Raw genomic sequence first — 15,474 nt, forward strand, 5'->3', positions numbered from 1 at the left:
GTCGGTCGTCCCAGACCGGCCGATCGGCGCCCGTCGTGCACCGCGACGGTGCAGCGGCGCCGTGCCGGGGACCGCCGCCGGGCCGGCGCGGCCGAGGGGCGGCAGCGGGCGGTGGCGGTCCGAGGCGGCACCACGGCGGAACGCGATGGGTTCGCGTGACGCCGGCTGGCGCGATTTTGGCGCTATCATTCCCGGTTCACCGGGCCGGCGGCCCGTCAGCGAATTCTCACCGGGCGGCGTGCGCGCCGCCCGTCATCGAAGCAACCCATGGATGTCATCGTCATCGGCGGCGGACTCAGCGGCGTCGCCACCGCCTACCAGCTGCGCGCGGCCGGCCATCGCGTATGCGTGGTCGAACGCCACGCAACCGTCGCGCAGGGCGCGACCTACGGCGACGGCGGCACGCTGCTGCCGAGCCCGCTCGACGTCTGGTTCGGCCCGACCTTCATGCGCCAGCGCCAGCCGCGCGACACCGGGATCGTCTACAAGCCGGGCTTCAACGGCGGCGTGCGCCGCTTCGTCAAGCAGCTCGCCGCGCTGCGCGAGCCCGACACCTTCGTCGCGCAGTACGCGCGGCTGCGCCCGCTGATCGATGCATCGCGCGAAACCCTCGCCGACATCGAGGCGCGCTTCGAACTCGAATTCGAGCAGAAACCGGGGATCCTGCACGTCGTGCGCGACCCGCGCGACTGGGACGCGCTGCAGCCGGCGCTCGACCTGCTGCGCACGCTCGACCAGCCGTACCGCGTGCTCACCGCCGCCGAATGCGCGGCGCTGGAGCCGTCGGTGCCGGCCGAGCCCGGCTTCGCCGGCGGCGTGCTGCTCGAGGCCGAACGCACCGGCAACTGCCCGCTGTTCGCGAAGCTGGTCCGGCAGGCGCTCGACGAGCACGGCGTGCAGTTCCGCTTCGGCGCGGACGTCGCCGCGATCCGCATCGACAACGGCCGCGCGGCGGTCGAGCTCGCGCCGCCCGCCGGCGGCCGGCACGCGGGGAAGGCGCGCGAGGTCGACGTGATTTCGGCCGATGCGATCGTGGTCGCGGCCGGCGCCGGCAGTCTGCCGCTGCTGGAGCGGCTCGGCTGGCAGCTGCCGCTGCATCCGGTCCGCACCCATACGCTGACCGCGCCCGTCGCATACGAAGAGCATGCGCCGCACCTGAGCGTCGTCGATTCGATCAAGCGGATCTCGATCACGCGCACGCACCAGCGGTTGCGCGTGGGCGGCGCCGCCGTGCTGCAAAGCGTCGCCGATACCGCGAAGCCGCTTGCCGAGCCGCTGTCCGAGGCCGCGCTCGCGCTGCTCGGCCAGGCCGTGCACGACTGGGTGCCGGGTGCCGCGAAGATTTCGGCCGCGCTGTCGTGGCAGGGCACGCAACTGCTGTCGCCGGACGGTCTGCCGGTCGTCGGTCCGACCCCGCATCCGCGCGTGTTCGTCAATTTCGGCCATGGCCCGGCCGGTTGGGGGCTCGCGTGCGGCTCTGCTAAAGTGGTGACCGATTACCTCGGCGGCGACACGCAGCAGTGGCCCGCCGACACGCTGGCCGCGCTGAGCGCCGCGCGCTTCGCGACCTGACCGCTGCGGGCGCGTCCCGCGGCGGCTCCCTCCCCGCCGCCATGATTCCGCGATGACGAACGCCCACCCGCTTCCCGATTCCACCCCGCTCGCGCTGCTGCGCGTCGCCGACCTGCGCGCGGCCGAGGCGGCCGCGACCGCGGAACTGCCGCCGCACACGCTGATGGGCCGCGCGGGCGCCGCAGCCGCGCGCTGGCTGTCCGAGCGCGCGGCCGGCGACGACCGCCCGGTCTGGTTCGCGGTCGGCCCCGGCAACAACGGCGGCGATGCGCTGGTCGCCGCCGCGCAGCTGCAGCAGCTCGGCGTGTCCACGCACGCGTGGATGCCGGTGCCGGTCAAGCCCGACGACGCGCAATGGGCGCTCGCGCTCGCGCGCGCGGCCGGCGTGCCGCTGTCGACGGAGCCGCCCGGCTCGCTCGACGATTACGCGTGGGTGGTCGACGGACTGTTCGGCATCGGCCTCGGCCGCGCGCTCGAGGGCCCGTTCGCCGAACAGGCCGCACGCATCGCCGCGCACGCGCGAAGCGGCGGGCGCGTGCTCGCGCTCGACGTGCCGAGCGGACTGGACAGCGATACGGGCCGGATCGTCGGTGCGGGCGTCGCGGTCGCCGCCACGCACACGCTCACGTTCATCGGCGCGAAACCGGGCCTCTACACCGGCGACGGCCGCGACCTCGCCGGCCACATCGACATCGCGTCGCTCGACGTCGCGCCGCCGGCCGCGCCTGCCGTCGTGCTCAATGCGCCCGCGCGGTTCGCCGCGGCGCTGCCCGCGCGCGCGTTCGCGTCGCACAAGGGCACGTTCGGCAGCCTGGCCGTGCTCGGCGGCGACACCGGCATGTGCGGCGCGCCGATCCTCGCCGCGCGTGCCGCGCTGTTCGCGGGTGCCGGCAAGGTCCATGTCGGCTTTCTCGGCGCCGGCGCGCCGCCGTACGATCCGCCGTTTCCGGAGCTGATGCTGCATCCGGCCGGCAGCCTGGCGCTCGATGCGATGTCCGCGATCGCGGCCGGCTGCGGCCTCGGCACGCGCGACGCCGCGGCGGCGCTCGTGCGCGACGTGCTCGCGCACGACATCGCGACGCTGCTCGACGCCGATGCGCTGAACCTCGTCGCGACGCACGCCGACCTCGCCGCCGCCGTCGCCGCGCGCGGCGCACGCGGCCACGCGTGCGTGCTGACGCCGCATCCGCTCGAAGCGGCGCGACTGCTCGGCAGCGACACCGCGACCGTGCAGCACGATCGCCTGGCCGCCGCCCGCACCCTCGCCGCGCGCTACGCAAGCATCGTCGTGCTGAAGGGTTCGGGCACGGTGATCGCCGCGCCCGACGGCCGCCTGACGATCAACCCGACCGGCAATGCCGCGCTCGCGACCGGCGGCACCGGCGACGTGCTCGGTGGCCTGATCGGCGCATTGCTCGCGCAGCGCGTCGCGCCGTACGAAGCCGCGCTCGCGGGCGTCTACCTGCACGGCCTCGCGGCCGACACGCTGACGGCGAACGGCACCGGACCGGCCGGCCTCACCGCCGGCGAACTTGCACCGATGGTGCGCACGCTGATCAACCGCCTTTTTTACCCGTCGCCGCGCGCCGACATATAACGCCGCTATACTGAGTGCCCCGCCGCACGGCGGGCCCGCTCGTCCGCCGGCCTTCCGATCCCGATGCGCCGGCGCGGCATTCCTCCCGATTCACGCTTCACTCGAACCGCCATGACGCTGAATTCGCTCCCCGCCTGGACTGCCCTTCAATCCCACTTCGAACAGATCCGCCATGCGCGACTGCGCGACTGGTTCGCGCCGGAAAGCGACCGCGCGCCGACCCGTGCCGAACGCTTCACGATCGCCGGCGGCGGCCTCGCAGCCGACTTCTCGAAGAACCGCATCAACGACGACACGCTGCGCCTGCTCGTGCAGCTGGCCCGAGAAGCGCGCGTCGAAGCGCGCCGCGACGCGATGTTCGCCGGCGAGATCGTCAACCCGACCGAAGGCCGCGCCGCGCTGCACACCGCGCTGCGCGCGACCGACCCGCACGCGCCGTACCATGCGCAGGTCAGCGCCGAGCGCGCGAAGATGGCGACCTTCGCGCGCGCCGTGCGCAGCGGCGCATGGACGGGCTACACCGGCAAGCGCATCCGCCACGTGATCAACATCGGCATCGGCGGCTCGGATCTCGGCCCGAAGATGGTCACGCACGCGCTGCACCACGTCGCGACGAACGAGATCTCGACCCACTTCGTGTCGAACGTCGACGGCGCCGATCTCGCGCGCGTGCTCGAGCAGGTCGATCCGGAGGAAACGCTCGCGATCATCGTGTCGAAGACCTTCACGACGCTCGAGACGATGACGAACGCACGCTCGCTGCGCGACTGGTTCGTCGCGCGCGGTTGCCCGGAGGATGCGCTCGCGAAGCACTTCGTCGGCGTGTCGGCGAACCCGGCCGAAGTCGTGAAGTTCGGGATCGCCGCGGACAACGTGTTCGAAATGTGGGACTGGGTCGGCGGCCGCTATTCGCTGTGGTCGGCGGTCGGCCTGTCGATCATGATCGCGATCGGCCCCGAGCAGTTCGACGAACTGCTCGCCGGTGCGGACGACATGGACCGCCATTTCCGCGACGCGCCGCTCGAACGCAACCTGCCGGTGCTGCTCGGCCTGATCGGCATCTGGTATCGCAACTTCTTCGGCTCGCAGAGCTATCTCGTCGCGCCGTATTCGGAAGCGCTGCACTACCTGCCGTCGTACCTGCAGCAGCTCGAGATGGAAAGCAACGGGAAGTCGGCGCGGCTCGACGGCACGTTCGTCGACTATCCGACGTCGGCCGTCACGTGGGGCGAGCCGGGCACCAACGGCCAGCACGCGTTTTTCCAGATGCTGCACCAGGGCCCGACGATCGTGCCGATCGACTTCATCGCGGTGCTGACGCCCGAGCATCCGCTCGCGAGCCATCATCCGAAACTGCTCGCGAACTGCTTCGCGCAGAGCGAAGCGCTGATGCTCGGCCGCACGCTCGACGAAGCGCGCAAGGTCGCCGGTCCCGGCAACGAAGAACTCGCGCCGCACCTGACGTTCCCCGGCAACCGCCCGACGACGACGCTGCTCGTCGACGCGCTGACGCCGCGCACGCTCGGCGCGCTGATCGCACTCTACGAGCACAAGGTGCTGGTGCAGGCGACGGTGTGGGACATCAATCCGTTCGACCAGTGGGGCGTGGAGCTCGGCAAGATTCTCGGCAAGGTCGTCGAAGCCGACCTGTCGGCCGAGTCGGTCGATCCCGCGAAGCACGATTCGTCGACGACCGCGTTGATCGAGCGCGCCCGCGCCGCGCTCAAGCGCTGACGCGACCGCGTCGCGCAATTGCCGGCCGCACGGGGCAACCTGCCCTGCCGTGCGGCCGGCAGGAAAATTCCATGTCGCGCTACACCGCGTGCGGCGCGACGATGCGGCCGCCGTCGATCGTGATCGTCGTCGCGCAGCGCCGCGCGAGCTCGGTGTCGTGCGTGACGAGCACGAGCGTCGCGCCATGCGTGCGGTTCAGTTCGAACATCAGGTCGATGACCGCATGACCGGTCGCCGCATCCAGGCTGCCGGTCGGTTCGTCGGCGAACAGGATCGCCGGATGCGTGACGAATGCGCGCGCGAGCGCGACGCGCTGCTGCTCGCCGCCCGACAGCAGTTTCGGATAATGCGCGGTGCGTTCGCCGAGCCCGACCTGCACGAGCAGCGCGCGCGCACGATCGGCCGCTTCGCGCGCACTGGTGCCGCCTTGCAGCTCGAGCGGCAGCATCACGTTCTCGAGCGCCGTCAGATGCGGCATCAACTGGAACGACTGGAACACGAACCCGACCGCACCGTTGCGCAGCGCGGCGCGCTCGTCCTCGTCGAGCTGGTCGAGCGCGCGGCCGAGCAGGCGAACCGTGCCGCTCGTCGCGCTGTCCAACCCGGCAAGCAGGCCGAGCAGCGTCGATTTGCCCGAGCCCGATGCACCGACGATCGCGAGGCTGCTGCCGGGCCGCACGGCGAGCGAAATGCCGTCGAGGATCGTCAGCTCGCCCGTTGCATCGGCAACCCGCTTGCATACGTGATGGACTTCGATGATCGGATCGGTAATCTTGAACATGGACACGACATTCCGCTGGAAAAGACGCGCGGCGCTCGCCGCATTGCTGGGTACCGTGCTCGCAGCAACCATGCCCGCGCGCGCCGCGACGCCGGCGGCGCCCACATCGGGCCAGCCCGCGCTCGTCGTGCTCGGCGACAGCCTGTCGGCCGAATACGGACTGCCGCGCGACACCGGATGGGTTGCGTTGCTGCGGCAGCGGCTCGCGGCCGAGCGGATCGATTATAGCGTCGCGAACGCCAGCGTCAGCGGCGACACCACGAGCGGCGGCCGCGCGCGGCTGCCTGCGGTGCTGCAACGGCTCAAGCCGTCGATCGTCGTCGTCGAGCTCGGCTCGAACGACGCGCTGCGCGGCGTGCCGCTCGCGACGACCGAACAGAACCTGCGCGACATCATCGCCGGCGCGCGCAATGCGCACGCGAAAGTCGTGCTGGTCGGCATGTACGTGCCGCCGAACTACGGGCCCGACTACACGCAGAAATTCCACGCAGTCTATACGCGGCTGTCGAAAGAGCTCGACGTTCCGCTCGTGCCGTTCCTGCTGGCCGGTATCGAGAACAAGCCCGAGATGTTCCAGTCCGACCAGATGCATCCGGCACAACAGGCACAACGCATCCTCCTCGACAACGTCTGGCCGGCGCTGAAGCCGCTGCTCGGCAAGCCGCGCGGCTGACCCGGCGCGTCACCTCGCCCGGAAAGCAAAAAGCCCCGCGTCGAGCGGGGCTTTCTGTCGTTGCGTACGAAACCGGCGAGCGGCGCTGCGCTCAGTTGCCGCCGTCCTGCGACTGGCTCTGCGTGGTGCCGTACAGCTTCACCTTCGAGCGGTCGCGCAGCGCGGCGAGATACGCCTCGCCTTCGCTCTGCGCTTCGACCTGCGCCATCTGCTGCTGCGCGGCCGCGAGCTGCTGCGGGTCGACGGCCGTACCGGCGATCACCGCGTTCACGCGATAGATCGCATAGCCGTCCGCGCCGAGATCGACACCGACGTAGGCCGGCAGCGTCTTCGCGTCGACCTTGTACACGGCGCTCAGTGCCGCCGGCGTCAGCCCTTGCGACTGCGTGCGCGATACCTTCTGCGCGGCCGTGAAGCCGTCGGTCGACTTCGATTTCTGCAGTTCGGCCAGCTTCGCCGCGCCGTCCTTCTTCGCGAGTGCCGCGGCCTGCTCGGCGACGACCTTCTGACGCACCGCGTCCTTGATCGTGTCGAGCGCCGGCACGGCAGCCGGCTTGTAGTCGGTCACGCGCGCCGAGATCAGCGTGTTGTTGCCGACGTCGATCGCCTGCGTATTGTTCTGGTTCTTCACCGAGTCGCTCGCGAACACGGCCGCGAGGAACTTCGGATTGTTCAGCGGGCTCGTCGGCGGCAGTTGCGGATTCGGCGTCGGCGTGACGGTGGCCGTCTGGATCGTCAGCTTGTACTTGTCGGCAGCCGGCTGCAGCGACTTCGCCTTTTCATACACGGTCGACGTGAAGCCTTCCGCGTTGTCCGAGAATGCCTTCGCCGCGTATTGCTGCTTCAGCTGCGCTGCGATCTGGTCCTTCACGTCCGCGAACGGCTTGACCACCGACGGCTTCACTTCGGTCGCCTTCAGGATGTGGAAACCGAGATCCGACTGCACGACACCGCTCACGTCGCCCTGCTTCAGCGCGAACGCGGCATCGTCGAACGCCTTGCCGCCGGCCGTCGAGCCGCGCGTGATGAAACCGAGATCGCCGCCCTTCGCTGCCGACGGCGCGTCCTGCGAGTTCTTCTGCGCGATCTGCGCGAACTGGTCCGGATGCGCCTTCACGTCGGCCAGCAGCTGCTCGGCCTTCGCTTTCGCGGCCGCCTTGTCGGCAGCGCTTGCGTCGCTCGCCGCGGCGATGAAGATGTGGCTCACGCGCACCTGCGCTTCCGAACGGAAGTGCGTCGGATTGTCGTCGTAGAACTTCCTGATGTCGGCATCGGTCGGCTGCGTGCTTGCGGCGGCAGCGGCCGGCGAATAGACGAGATACTGGATCGTCGCGGTCTCCGGCGTCGCGAAGCTCTGCTTGTGCGCGTCATAGTACGCGGCGAGCTGCGCGTCGGTCGGCTGCACCTTCGCCGCGTAGTCGCTCGTCTTCAGCACGAGCGCCTGCACTTCGCGCTGCTGCGCGGCCAGTTCGGACAGACGCTGGGCCGGACCCTTCGGCGTGAATGCGCTCGACACGATGCTCGCCGGAATCTGCTGCAGTGCGAGGCTGTAGCGCACGCGCTCCTGGTACTGCTCGGGCGTCATGCCCTGGAACGACAGCAGCTGCGCATAGCGTTCGACGTCGATGGAGCCATCGGGCTTCTTCAGCGACGCGATCATCGGGTCGCTCATCAGCGCGTCGCGCACTGCGTTGTCGGAGGCGGTCAGGTGCAGACGTTGCGTCTCGTCGGCCAGCACACGTTGCTGGATCAGGCCGTCGAGCACTTGCTTGCGATGGTCGGGCGTATCGAACGCCTTGATGTCGAACTGTCCGCCGAGCGCCTGGCGTGCCTGGTCGATCTGCTGGCGGAACGCGCCGTCGAACTCGACCCGCGTGATCTTGTGCCCGTTGACCGCCGCGACGTTCGCGCTGTCGTCGAAGAAGCCGCGGAAACCTTGGATCCCGACGAAACCCAGCCCCGGCAACACGATCAGGAGCAGGAGCGCCATCATCAGGCGCTGGTGATTACGGAAGAAATCGAGCATGCGTGACGGGAAAATTGGACAAAACGACCGATATTACAACATACGGGGTGGGACGGGAAAAAACGCGGGTGCGCAACCGGCGATACAAATGAAAAAGCCCGCACGAGGCGGGCTTTCTCATTTTCTGGCGGAGCGGACGGGACTCGCCTACATCCTGCAGGCCGCGGTTGCGCGTACACGCGCAACCCTTCGACTCCCGCCGGAAGCCGCGCAGGCGGCTTCCTCCGCTCCGCAGTTACGCGCTCGCAAGCGAGCGCAACCAACAATGCAAATGAAAAAGCCCGCACGAGGCGGGCTTTTTCATTTTCTGGCGGAGCGGACGGGACTCGAACCCGCGACCCCCGGCGTGACAGGCCGGTATTCTAACCGACTGAACTACCGCTCCTTGGTCTGGCTGAATCGCGAAACTGGTGGGTGCTGAGGGGTTCGAACCCCCGACCTACGCCTTGTAAGGGCGCCGCTCTACCAGCTGAGCTAAGCACCCGTTTCCGATTCGTTCCGGCTGCGATCTGCGTTTCGGCATCAACAACCAGCGAGCCCGCAAGTTTAATTCATCCCCAATCAATTTGCCAAGCCTGCACGCGAAATTTTTTAACGCGCAGCCGAACACGCAAGAACGCTCAACACGACGCACATAAAAAAACCCGCGGACACGCCGCGGGTTTTCGTGAACAACCGTCAGCGACGGCGCCCATGTTCTCAGTGCTTGACCACTTCCGTCGAGCCGGCATCCTTCGCCGCCTCGCCGACCGGTGCCGCAGCCTTCGCCTCTTCTTCCGGCGGCAGCGGCGTCGGCGTACGTTCGAGCGCAAGCTCGAGCACCTTGTCGATCCAGCGGACCGGCACGATCTCGATCGCGTTCTTCACGTTGTCCGGAATGTCCGCGAGATCCTTCACGTTCTCTTCCGGGATCAGCACGAGCTTGATGCCGCCGCGATGCGCAGCCAGCAGCTTTTCCTTCAGCCCGCCGATCGGCAGCACTTCGCCACGCAGCGTGATCTCGCCCGTCATCGCGACATCGGCACGCACGGGGATGCCCGTCAGCACCGACACCAGCGCGGTCGTCATCGCACCGCCGGCGGACGGACCGTCCTTCGGCGTCGCGCCTTCCGGCACGTGGATGTGGATGTCCTGCTTCTCGAACGCTTCGTCCTTGATGCCCAGACGCCGCGAACGCGAGCGCACGACCGAACGTGCGGCCTCGACCGACTCCTTCATCACGTCGCCGAGCGAACCCGTGCGAATCACGTTGCCCTTGCCCGGCATCACCGCAGCTTCGATCGTCAGCAGGTCGCCGCCGACTTCGGTCCACGCGAGGCCCGTCACCTGACCGACCTGGTTTTCCTTCGCCGCGAGGCCGAAGTCGTACTTGCGCACGCCGAGGAACGTATCGAGGTTCTCGCCGTCGACCTTGATCGCGCCCGATGCCTTCTTCAGCAGCAGCATCTTCACGACCTTGCGGCAGATCTTCGACACTTCCCGCTCGAGCGAACGCACACCGGCTTCGCGCGTGTAGTAGCGGATGATGTCGCGGATCGCCTGCTCGGTGACCTCGATCTCGCCGTCCTTCAGACCGTTGTTCTTCTTCTGCTTCGGCAGCAGGTAACGCTGCGCGATGCTGACCTTCTCGTCTTCGGTGTAACCCGACAGACGAATCACTTCCATCCGGTCGAGCAGCGGCGGCGGGATGTTCAGCGAGTTCGACGTCGCGACGAACATCACGTCCGACAGGTCGAAGTCGACTTCGATGTAGTGGTCGGCGAACGTGTGGTTCTGTTCCGGATCGAGCACTTCGAGCAGCGCCGACGACGGATCGCCGCGGAAATCCATGCCCATCTTGTCGACTTCGTCGAGCAGGAAGAGCGGATTGCGCACGCCGACCTTCGCGAGGCTCTGCAGGATCTTGCCCGGCATCGAACCGATGTACGTGCGGCGGTGACCGCGGATCTCGGCTTCGTCACGCACGCCGCCGAGCGCCATGCGGACGAACTTGCGGTTCGTCGCACGTGCGATCGACTGGCCGAGCGAGGTCTTGCCGACGCCCGGAGGCCCGACGAGGCACAGGATCGGCGCCTTCACCTTGTCCACGCGCTGCTGCACCGCGAGATACTCGAGAATGCGTTCCTTCACCTTCTCGAGGCCGAAGTGATCCTCGTCGAGCACCTGCTCGGCGTTCGACAGGTCGTTGTTGACCTTGCTCTTCTTGCGCCACGGCAGGCCGATCAGCGTGTCGATGTAGTTGCGCACGACCGTCGCTTCCGCCGACATCGGCGACATCAGCTTCAGCTTCTTCAGCTCGGCATCGGCCTTCTTCTTCGCTTCCTTCGGCATGCGCGCGGCGTTGATGCGCTTCTCGAGTTCCTCGAGATCCGCGCCCTCTTCGCCTTCGCCCAGTTCCTTCTGGATCGCCTTGACCTGTTCGTTCAGGTAGTACTCGCGCTGGCTCTTTTCCATCTGGCGCTTCACGCGCCCGCGGATGCGCTTTTCGACCTGCAGGATGTCGATCTCGGCTTCGAGCTGCGCGAGCAGATGCTCGAGACGCTCGATGACCGGGAACATCTCGAGGATGTGTTGCTTCTGGTCGAGCTTGAGCGGCAGACGCTCGGCGATCATGTCGGCGAGACGGCCGGCTTCATCGATACCGGACAGCGACGTGAGGATCTCCGGCGGGATCTTCTTGTTCAGCTTCACGTACTGGTCGAACTGCGACACGATCGCGCGGCGCAGCGCTTCCGTTTCCGCGCTGTCGGCGTGATCGGGCTCGAGCGGCATCACTTCGCAGGAGAACTGCGTCTCCTGCTCTTCGATCGACAACGCCTTCGCACGCTGCAGGCCCTCGACGAGCACCTTCACGGTGCCGTCCGGCAGCTTCAGCATCTGCAGAATGTTGGCGATACAACCGACCTCGTACATGTCCTTTTCGGTCGGTTCGTCCTTGGCCGCGGTCTTCTGGGCGACGAGCATGATGTGCTTGCCGCCTTCCATCGCTGCTTCGAGGGCCTTGATCGATTTCGGCCGGCCCACGAAGAGCGGAATCACCATGTGCGGGAAAACGACGACGTCCCGCAGCGGCAGCAGCGGGAGCGTGATGCGTTCCGGCGGGAGAAGTTGGGTGCCTGACATTTCATTTCCCCATGAGTGGAATCAATTGTTCGGTAATTGAGGCCGCCACAACGAATTGCAAGCCTTCAAGTGCGGGAAATATTCGGTAAGAAAGTAACCACCGCGTGTCGAGTCAGAGTTACCCACAAGATAAACGAAAAAAAGCCGCCCACGGACTCATGAACGGCCTTTTTCGCAGAACATCGTCGGCAAGCCGGTCAGTTCGAACCCGCCACCTTCGGCGTGTCCTCATAGATCAGCAGGGGCTTGCCGTCGCCATCGATGACGTTCTCGTCGATGATGACCTTGCTGACCCCTTTCATCGTCGGCAGCTCGTACATCACGTCGAGCAATGCCTGTTCGATGATCGAACGCAAGCCGCGCGCGCCGGTCTTGCGGCGGATCGCCTTGCGGGCGACTGCCTGCAACGCGCCCGGCCGGATTTCCAGCTCGACGCGCTCCATCGCGAACAGCTTGTGATACTGCTTGACGAGCGCGTTCTTCGGCTCGACCAGGATCTTCATCAGCGCGGCTTCATCGAGCTTGCCGAGCGTTGCGACCACCGGCAGACGGCCGATCAATTCGGGGATCAGGCCGAATTTGATCAGGTCTTCCGGTTCCGTTTCGCGCAGCACTTCGCCCGCGTCGCGCTCCTGCTTGCTCTTGACCGTCGCGCCGAAGCCGATGCCCGTCTTTTCCGTGCGGTCGGTGATCACCTTCTCCAGGCCGTCGAACGCGCCGCCGCAGATGAACAGGATGTTGGTCGTGTCGACCTGGATGAAATCCTGGTTCGGGTGCTTGCGGCCGCCCTGCGGCGGCACCGACGCCATCGTGCCTTCGACGAGCTTCAGCAATGCCTGCTGGACGCCCTCGCCCGACACGTCGCGCGTGATCGACGGGTTGTCCGACTTGCGGCTGATCTTGTCGATCTCGTCGATGTAGACGATCCCGCGCTGGGCCTTGTCGACCTCGTAGTTGCAGTTCTGCAACAGCTTCTGGATGATGTTCTCGACGTCCTCGCCGACGTAGCCGGCTTCGGTCAGCGTCGTCGCATCGGCGATCACGAACGGCACGTTGAGCAACCGCGCGAGCGTCTGCGCGAGCAGCGTCTTGCCGGAGCCCGTCGGGCCGATCAGCAGGATGTTGCTCTTCGACAGCTCGACGTCGTCCTTCTTGTCGAGATGCTTCAGACGCTTGTAGTGGTTGTACACGGCCACCGCGAGGATCTTCTTCGCACGCTCCTGACCGATCACGTACTGATCGAGGATGTCGCGAATTTCCTGCGGGCTCGGCAGATCGGACCGGGACAGGTTGGCCTCGACGCCGGCGGCAGCCGCCTCGTCGCGAATGATCTCGTTGCAGAGGTCGATGCACTCATCGCAGATGAACACCGACGGGCCGGCGATGAGTTTCTTCACCTCATGCTGGCTCTTCCCGCAAAACGAGCAATACAACAGCTTCTCGCTGTTCGAACCTTTTTTGTCCGCCATGAATGTAGAGCCTCCGGACAGGTAGATGACATGATACGCCGATTGCTCCGGACGCCGCGCCTAGGGCGCGACCGGAGCCGGCTGGATGCGCTTGCCGCAGATGCTCAGGGCACTCGGGACATTGCAGGGGCGCCCCGCGAATCGGGGCGGCACCCCACTTAAGCTCACGGGCGCTTCAGCAGCACCTGATCGATCAGCCCGTACGCCTTCGCGTCCTCGCTCGACATGAAGTTATCACGGTCGGTGTCGCGCGCGATGCGCTCGACGTCCTGGCCCGTGTGCTGCGCGAGCAGGTTGTTCAACCGTTCCTTCAGGTAAAGGATTTCGCGCGCCTGGATCTCGATGTCGGATGCCTGGCCGCGTGCGCCGCCGAGCGGCTGGTGAATCATCACGCGCGAGTTCGGCAGAGCAAAACGCTTGCCCTTCGCGCCGGACGCAAGCAGGAACGCGCCCATGCTGGCCGCGAGCCCCATGCACAGCGTCGACACGTCGGGCTTGATGAACTGCATCGTGTCGTAGATCGCCATGCCGGCCGACACCGAGCCGCCCGGGCTGTTGATGTAGAGGCTGATGTCCTTGTCCGGATTCTCGCTCTCGAGGAACAGCAATTGCGCGACCACGAGGTTGGCGGTCTGGTCGTTCACTTCGCCGACCATGAACACCAGGCGCTCCTTCAGGAGACGCGAATAGATATCGTACGAACGCTCGCCGCGGCCGCTCGTTTCGACGACGATCGGCACCAGCCCCAGCGCTTGCGCCTCGAAACCCTGCGGCGCGTTCGAAGCAAGCATGTCCAGCAATTCAGCGCGAGTGATCATTCAATGAACCTTGTTCGAATGGAAAATTGAACGGAGGGAAGCCGCCCGCTCAATCGCCATATTAATGGCAACCGTGCGCTTGACGTAAAAACGGCGTGCGGGCCGTCGCTCCGACAGCCGGCACGCCGCTAGAGCGACACTTACGCTTGCGCCGATGCGCTCGCGAGTGCCTCGAAGCTCACTTCCTTGTCCGTCACCTTTGCCTTGCCCAGCACGAAGTCGACGACGTTGCTTTCAACGACGAACGCTTCCATCTCGGCGAGGCGCTGCTGGTTGGAATAATACCAGCGGACCACTTCCTTCGGGTCTTCGTAGCTCTTCGCGAACTCGTCGACTTCCGCGCGGATCTGCTCCGGCTTCGCTTCCAGGCCGTTCGCCTTCACGAGCTCGGCCAGCACGAGGCCCAGCTTCACGCGACGCTCGGCCTGCTCGGCGAACATCTCGGCCGGGATCGGTGCGTCCTTCGCGTTCGGCACGCCGCGCTGCGCCAGATCCTGGCGAGCCATTTCGACGAGGCGTTGCTGGTCCTGCTCGATCAGCGCCTTCGGCACGTCGAGTTCGGAGATCTTCAGCAGCGCGTCCATCACCTGGTTCTTGACGATCGACTGCGTGCGGCGCTTTGCCTCGCGCTCGAGGTTTTCCTTGATCTCGGCGCGCATCTTCGTCAGGTCGCCGTCTTCGATGCCGAGCGACTTCGCGAATTCGGCGTCGATTTCCGGCAGGTGCGGCCACTCGATCTTCTTCATCGTGACCGTGAATTGCGCCGTCTTGCCCGCCACATCCTTGCCGTGGTAGTCGTCCGGGAACTTCAGGTCGAACGTGCGCTGCTCGCCGACCTTCAGGCCGAGCGCCGCGGTTTCGAATTCCGGCAGCATGCGGCCTTCGCCGAGCACGAACGGGAAGTCTTCGGCCGTGCCGCCCTGGAACGCGACGTCGTCGATCTTGCCGACGAAGTCGACCGTCACGCGGTCGCCGTTCTTCGCTGCGGTGTCTGCGCCGCCGTCGCCGTGCTCGCCGGCTTCGCCGCGTGCGTGGTAGTGCACGCGCTGCTTGCGCAGGATGTCGAGCGTGCGGTCGATTTCGGCGTCGCCGATCGTCGTCGTCGAGCGCTCGACTTCAGCCGTCGCCAGATCGCCGATCTTCACTTCCGGGTAGACCTCGAACGTCGCGTCGAACGCGTACGCATCCTCAGCCTGCTCCTGCTTCGGCTCGAAGCTCGGCTGGCCGGCGACGCGCAGGTTTTCCGCGCGGCTGATCGTGAAGAACTCCTGGCCGATCTTGTCGCTCAGCACTTCCGCTTCGACCTGACCCGCGTACTGCTGGGCGACCATCTTCAGCGGCACCTTGCCCGGGCGGAAACCCGGCATGCGAACGTTCTTCGCGAGTTTCTGGATACGGGCGTCGATTTCCTTCTGCACGGTGTCCTTCGGCAGGGAAATCGTCACGCGGCGTTCAAGCTTGCCGAGGTTCTCAACAACGTTAGCCATGGCTTCAATCGTCCTAAAATTATTCGAGCGAATCGGGTTTTCCTTGCCGTGCCTGCCTGCGGCGCGAAGTGCGGGTCACATTCACGCGCCGCGCCGGAGCGCCACGCCATCCCTGCACGCGCCGGATGGCTAGCGCAAGCGGCTCGGAGCACGGCTTTGGCCGGAAGAATCGACTATTCTAGCAAACAATTTTC

10 protein-coding genes and 2 tRNA genes are annotated in these 15,474 nt (G+C 66.6%); 4 read left to right on the forward strand and 8 right to left on the reverse strand.

All coding sequences use genetic code 11. The annotated features are described in order from the left end of the window. Nucleotides 1-267 precede the first annotated feature (267 nt). The 3 genes from Q3A80_RS00620 to pgi all read left to right on the forward strand — a co-directional run bounded on the left by Q3A80_RS00620 (nucleotide 268) and on the right by pgi (nucleotide 4,903). Complete coding sequence (locus tag Q3A80_RS00620) at nucleotides 268-1,572, forward strand: FAD-dependent oxidoreductase (RefSeq protein ID WP_446327216.1); 1,305 nt, start codon at nucleotides 268-270, stop codon at nucleotides 1,570-1,572. Between the two features lie 52 nt (nucleotides 1,573-1,624). Then, nucleotides 1,625-3,169 carry an NAD(P)H-hydrate dehydratase gene (locus Q3A80_RS00625; protein WP_446327217.1) on the forward strand — a complete coding sequence of 515 codons (1,545 nt, stop codon included), beginning with the start codon at nucleotides 1,625-1,627 and terminating at the stop codon, nucleotides 3,167-3,169. Nucleotides 3,170-3,280: 111 nt separating this feature from the next. Next, the gene (gene pgi / locus Q3A80_RS00630) at nucleotides 3,281-4,903 is read left to right on the forward strand and encodes a glucose-6-phosphate isomerase (RefSeq protein ID WP_446327218.1); all 1,623 of its coding nucleotides are present in this window, start codon (nucleotides 3,281-3,283) and stop codon (nucleotides 4,901-4,903) included. 79 nt (nucleotides 4,904-4,982) lie between these two features. Here pgi and Q3A80_RS00635 read toward each other — a convergent pair whose 3' ends face one another. Beyond that, nucleotides 4,983-5,684, reverse strand: coding sequence for an ABC transporter ATP-binding protein (locus Q3A80_RS00635; protein ID WP_446327219.1), 702 nt, complete (start codon nucleotides 5,682-5,684; stop codon nucleotides 4,983-4,985). On the opposite strand from Q3A80_RS00635, the gene Q3A80_RS00640 reads away from it, so the two are divergent. Continuing rightward, nucleotides 5,683-6,357, forward strand: a complete 675-nt coding sequence (locus Q3A80_RS00640; protein ID WP_446327220.1) for an arylesterase — start codon at nucleotides 5,683-5,685, stop codon at nucleotides 6,355-6,357. The two genes, Q3A80_RS00635 and Q3A80_RS00640, sit on opposite strands and share 2 nt — an antisense overlap. 91 nt (nucleotides 6,358-6,448) lie before the next feature. Here Q3A80_RS00640 and Q3A80_RS00645 read toward each other — a convergent pair whose 3' ends face one another. The 7 genes from Q3A80_RS00645 to tig all read right to left on the reverse strand — a co-directional run bounded on the left by Q3A80_RS00645 (nucleotide 6,449) and on the right by tig (nucleotide 15,280). Further along, complete coding sequence (locus Q3A80_RS00645) at nucleotides 6,449-8,383, reverse strand: SurA N-terminal domain-containing protein (protein WP_446327221.1); 1,935 nt, start codon at nucleotides 8,381-8,383, stop codon at nucleotides 6,449-6,451. 308 nt (nucleotides 8,384-8,691) lie between these two features. After that, nucleotides 8,692-8,768 (reverse strand) — tRNA-Asp (locus Q3A80_RS00650). Nucleotides 8,769-8,791: 23 nt separating this feature from the next. Beyond that, nucleotides 8,792-8,867: transfer RNA gene (locus Q3A80_RS00655), tRNA-Val, on the reverse strand. Between the two features lie 215 nt (nucleotides 8,868-9,082). Then, nucleotides 9,083-11,506 (reverse strand): endopeptidase La, encoded by a 2,424-nt coding sequence (lon, locus tag Q3A80_RS00660; RefSeq protein ID WP_044843675.1) that lies wholly within the window; start codon nucleotides 11,504-11,506, stop codon nucleotides 9,083-9,085. A gap of 197 nt (nucleotides 11,507-11,703) precedes the next feature. Continuing rightward, nucleotides 11,704-12,975, reverse strand: a complete 1,272-nt coding sequence (gene clpX / locus Q3A80_RS00665; RefSeq protein WP_446327222.1) for an ATP-dependent Clp protease ATP-binding subunit ClpX — start codon at nucleotides 12,973-12,975, stop codon at nucleotides 11,704-11,706. 164 nt (nucleotides 12,976-13,139) lie between these two features. Continuing rightward, a complete protein-coding gene (gene clpP / locus Q3A80_RS00670; RefSeq protein ID WP_006496351.1) occupies nucleotides 13,140-13,793 on the reverse strand; it encodes an ATP-dependent Clp endopeptidase proteolytic subunit ClpP in 654 nt (217 codons plus the stop codon). Nucleotides 13,794-13,933: 140 nt separating this feature from the next. Then, entirely contained in the window at nucleotides 13,934-15,280 is a 1,347-nt protein-coding gene (gene tig, locus Q3A80_RS00675; protein WP_059585179.1) for a trigger factor, read from the reverse strand. Nucleotides 15,281-15,474: the final 194 nt, after the last annotated feature.

This window comes from Burkholderia sp. SR8 (assembly GCF_052851275.1).

Excerpts from the sequence above, each read along its gene's own strand:
- Q3A80_RS00620 (WP_446327216.1), top strand. The coding sequence starts at position 268 with ATGGATGTCATCGTCATCGGCGGCGGACTCAGCGGCGTCGCCACCGCC.
- Q3A80_RS00625 (WP_446327217.1), top strand. The coding sequence starts at position 1,625 with ATGACGAACGCCCACCCGCTTCCCGATTCCACCCCGCTCGCGCTGCTG.
- lon (WP_044843675.1), bottom strand. The coding sequence starts at position 11,506 with ATGTCAGGCACCCAACTTCTCCCGCCGGAACGCATCACGCTCCCGCTG.
- tig (WP_059585179.1), bottom strand. The coding sequence starts at position 15,280 with ATGGCTAACGTTGTTGAGAACCTCGGCAAGCTTGAACGCCGCGTGACG.
- clpX (WP_446327222.1), bottom strand. The coding sequence starts at position 12,975 with ATGGCGGACAAAAAAGGTTCGAACAGCGAGAAGCTGTTGTATTGCTCG.
- Q3A80_RS00640 (WP_446327220.1), top strand. The coding sequence starts at position 5,683 with ATGGACACGACATTCCGCTGGAAAAGACGCGCGGCGCTCGCCGCATTG.
- Q3A80_RS00635 (WP_446327219.1), bottom strand. The coding sequence starts at position 5,684 with ATGTTCAAGATTACCGATCCGATCATCGAAGTCCATCACGTATGCAAG.
- Q3A80_RS00645 (WP_446327221.1), bottom strand. The coding sequence starts at position 8,383 with ATGCTCGATTTCTTCCGTAATCACCAGCGCCTGATGATGGCGCTCCTG.
- pgi (WP_446327218.1), top strand. The coding sequence starts at position 3,281 with ATGACGCTGAATTCGCTCCCCGCCTGGACTGCCCTTCAATCCCACTTC.
- clpP (WP_006496351.1), bottom strand. The coding sequence starts at position 13,793 with ATGATCACTCGCGCTGAATTGCTGGACATGCTTGCTTCGAACGCGCCG.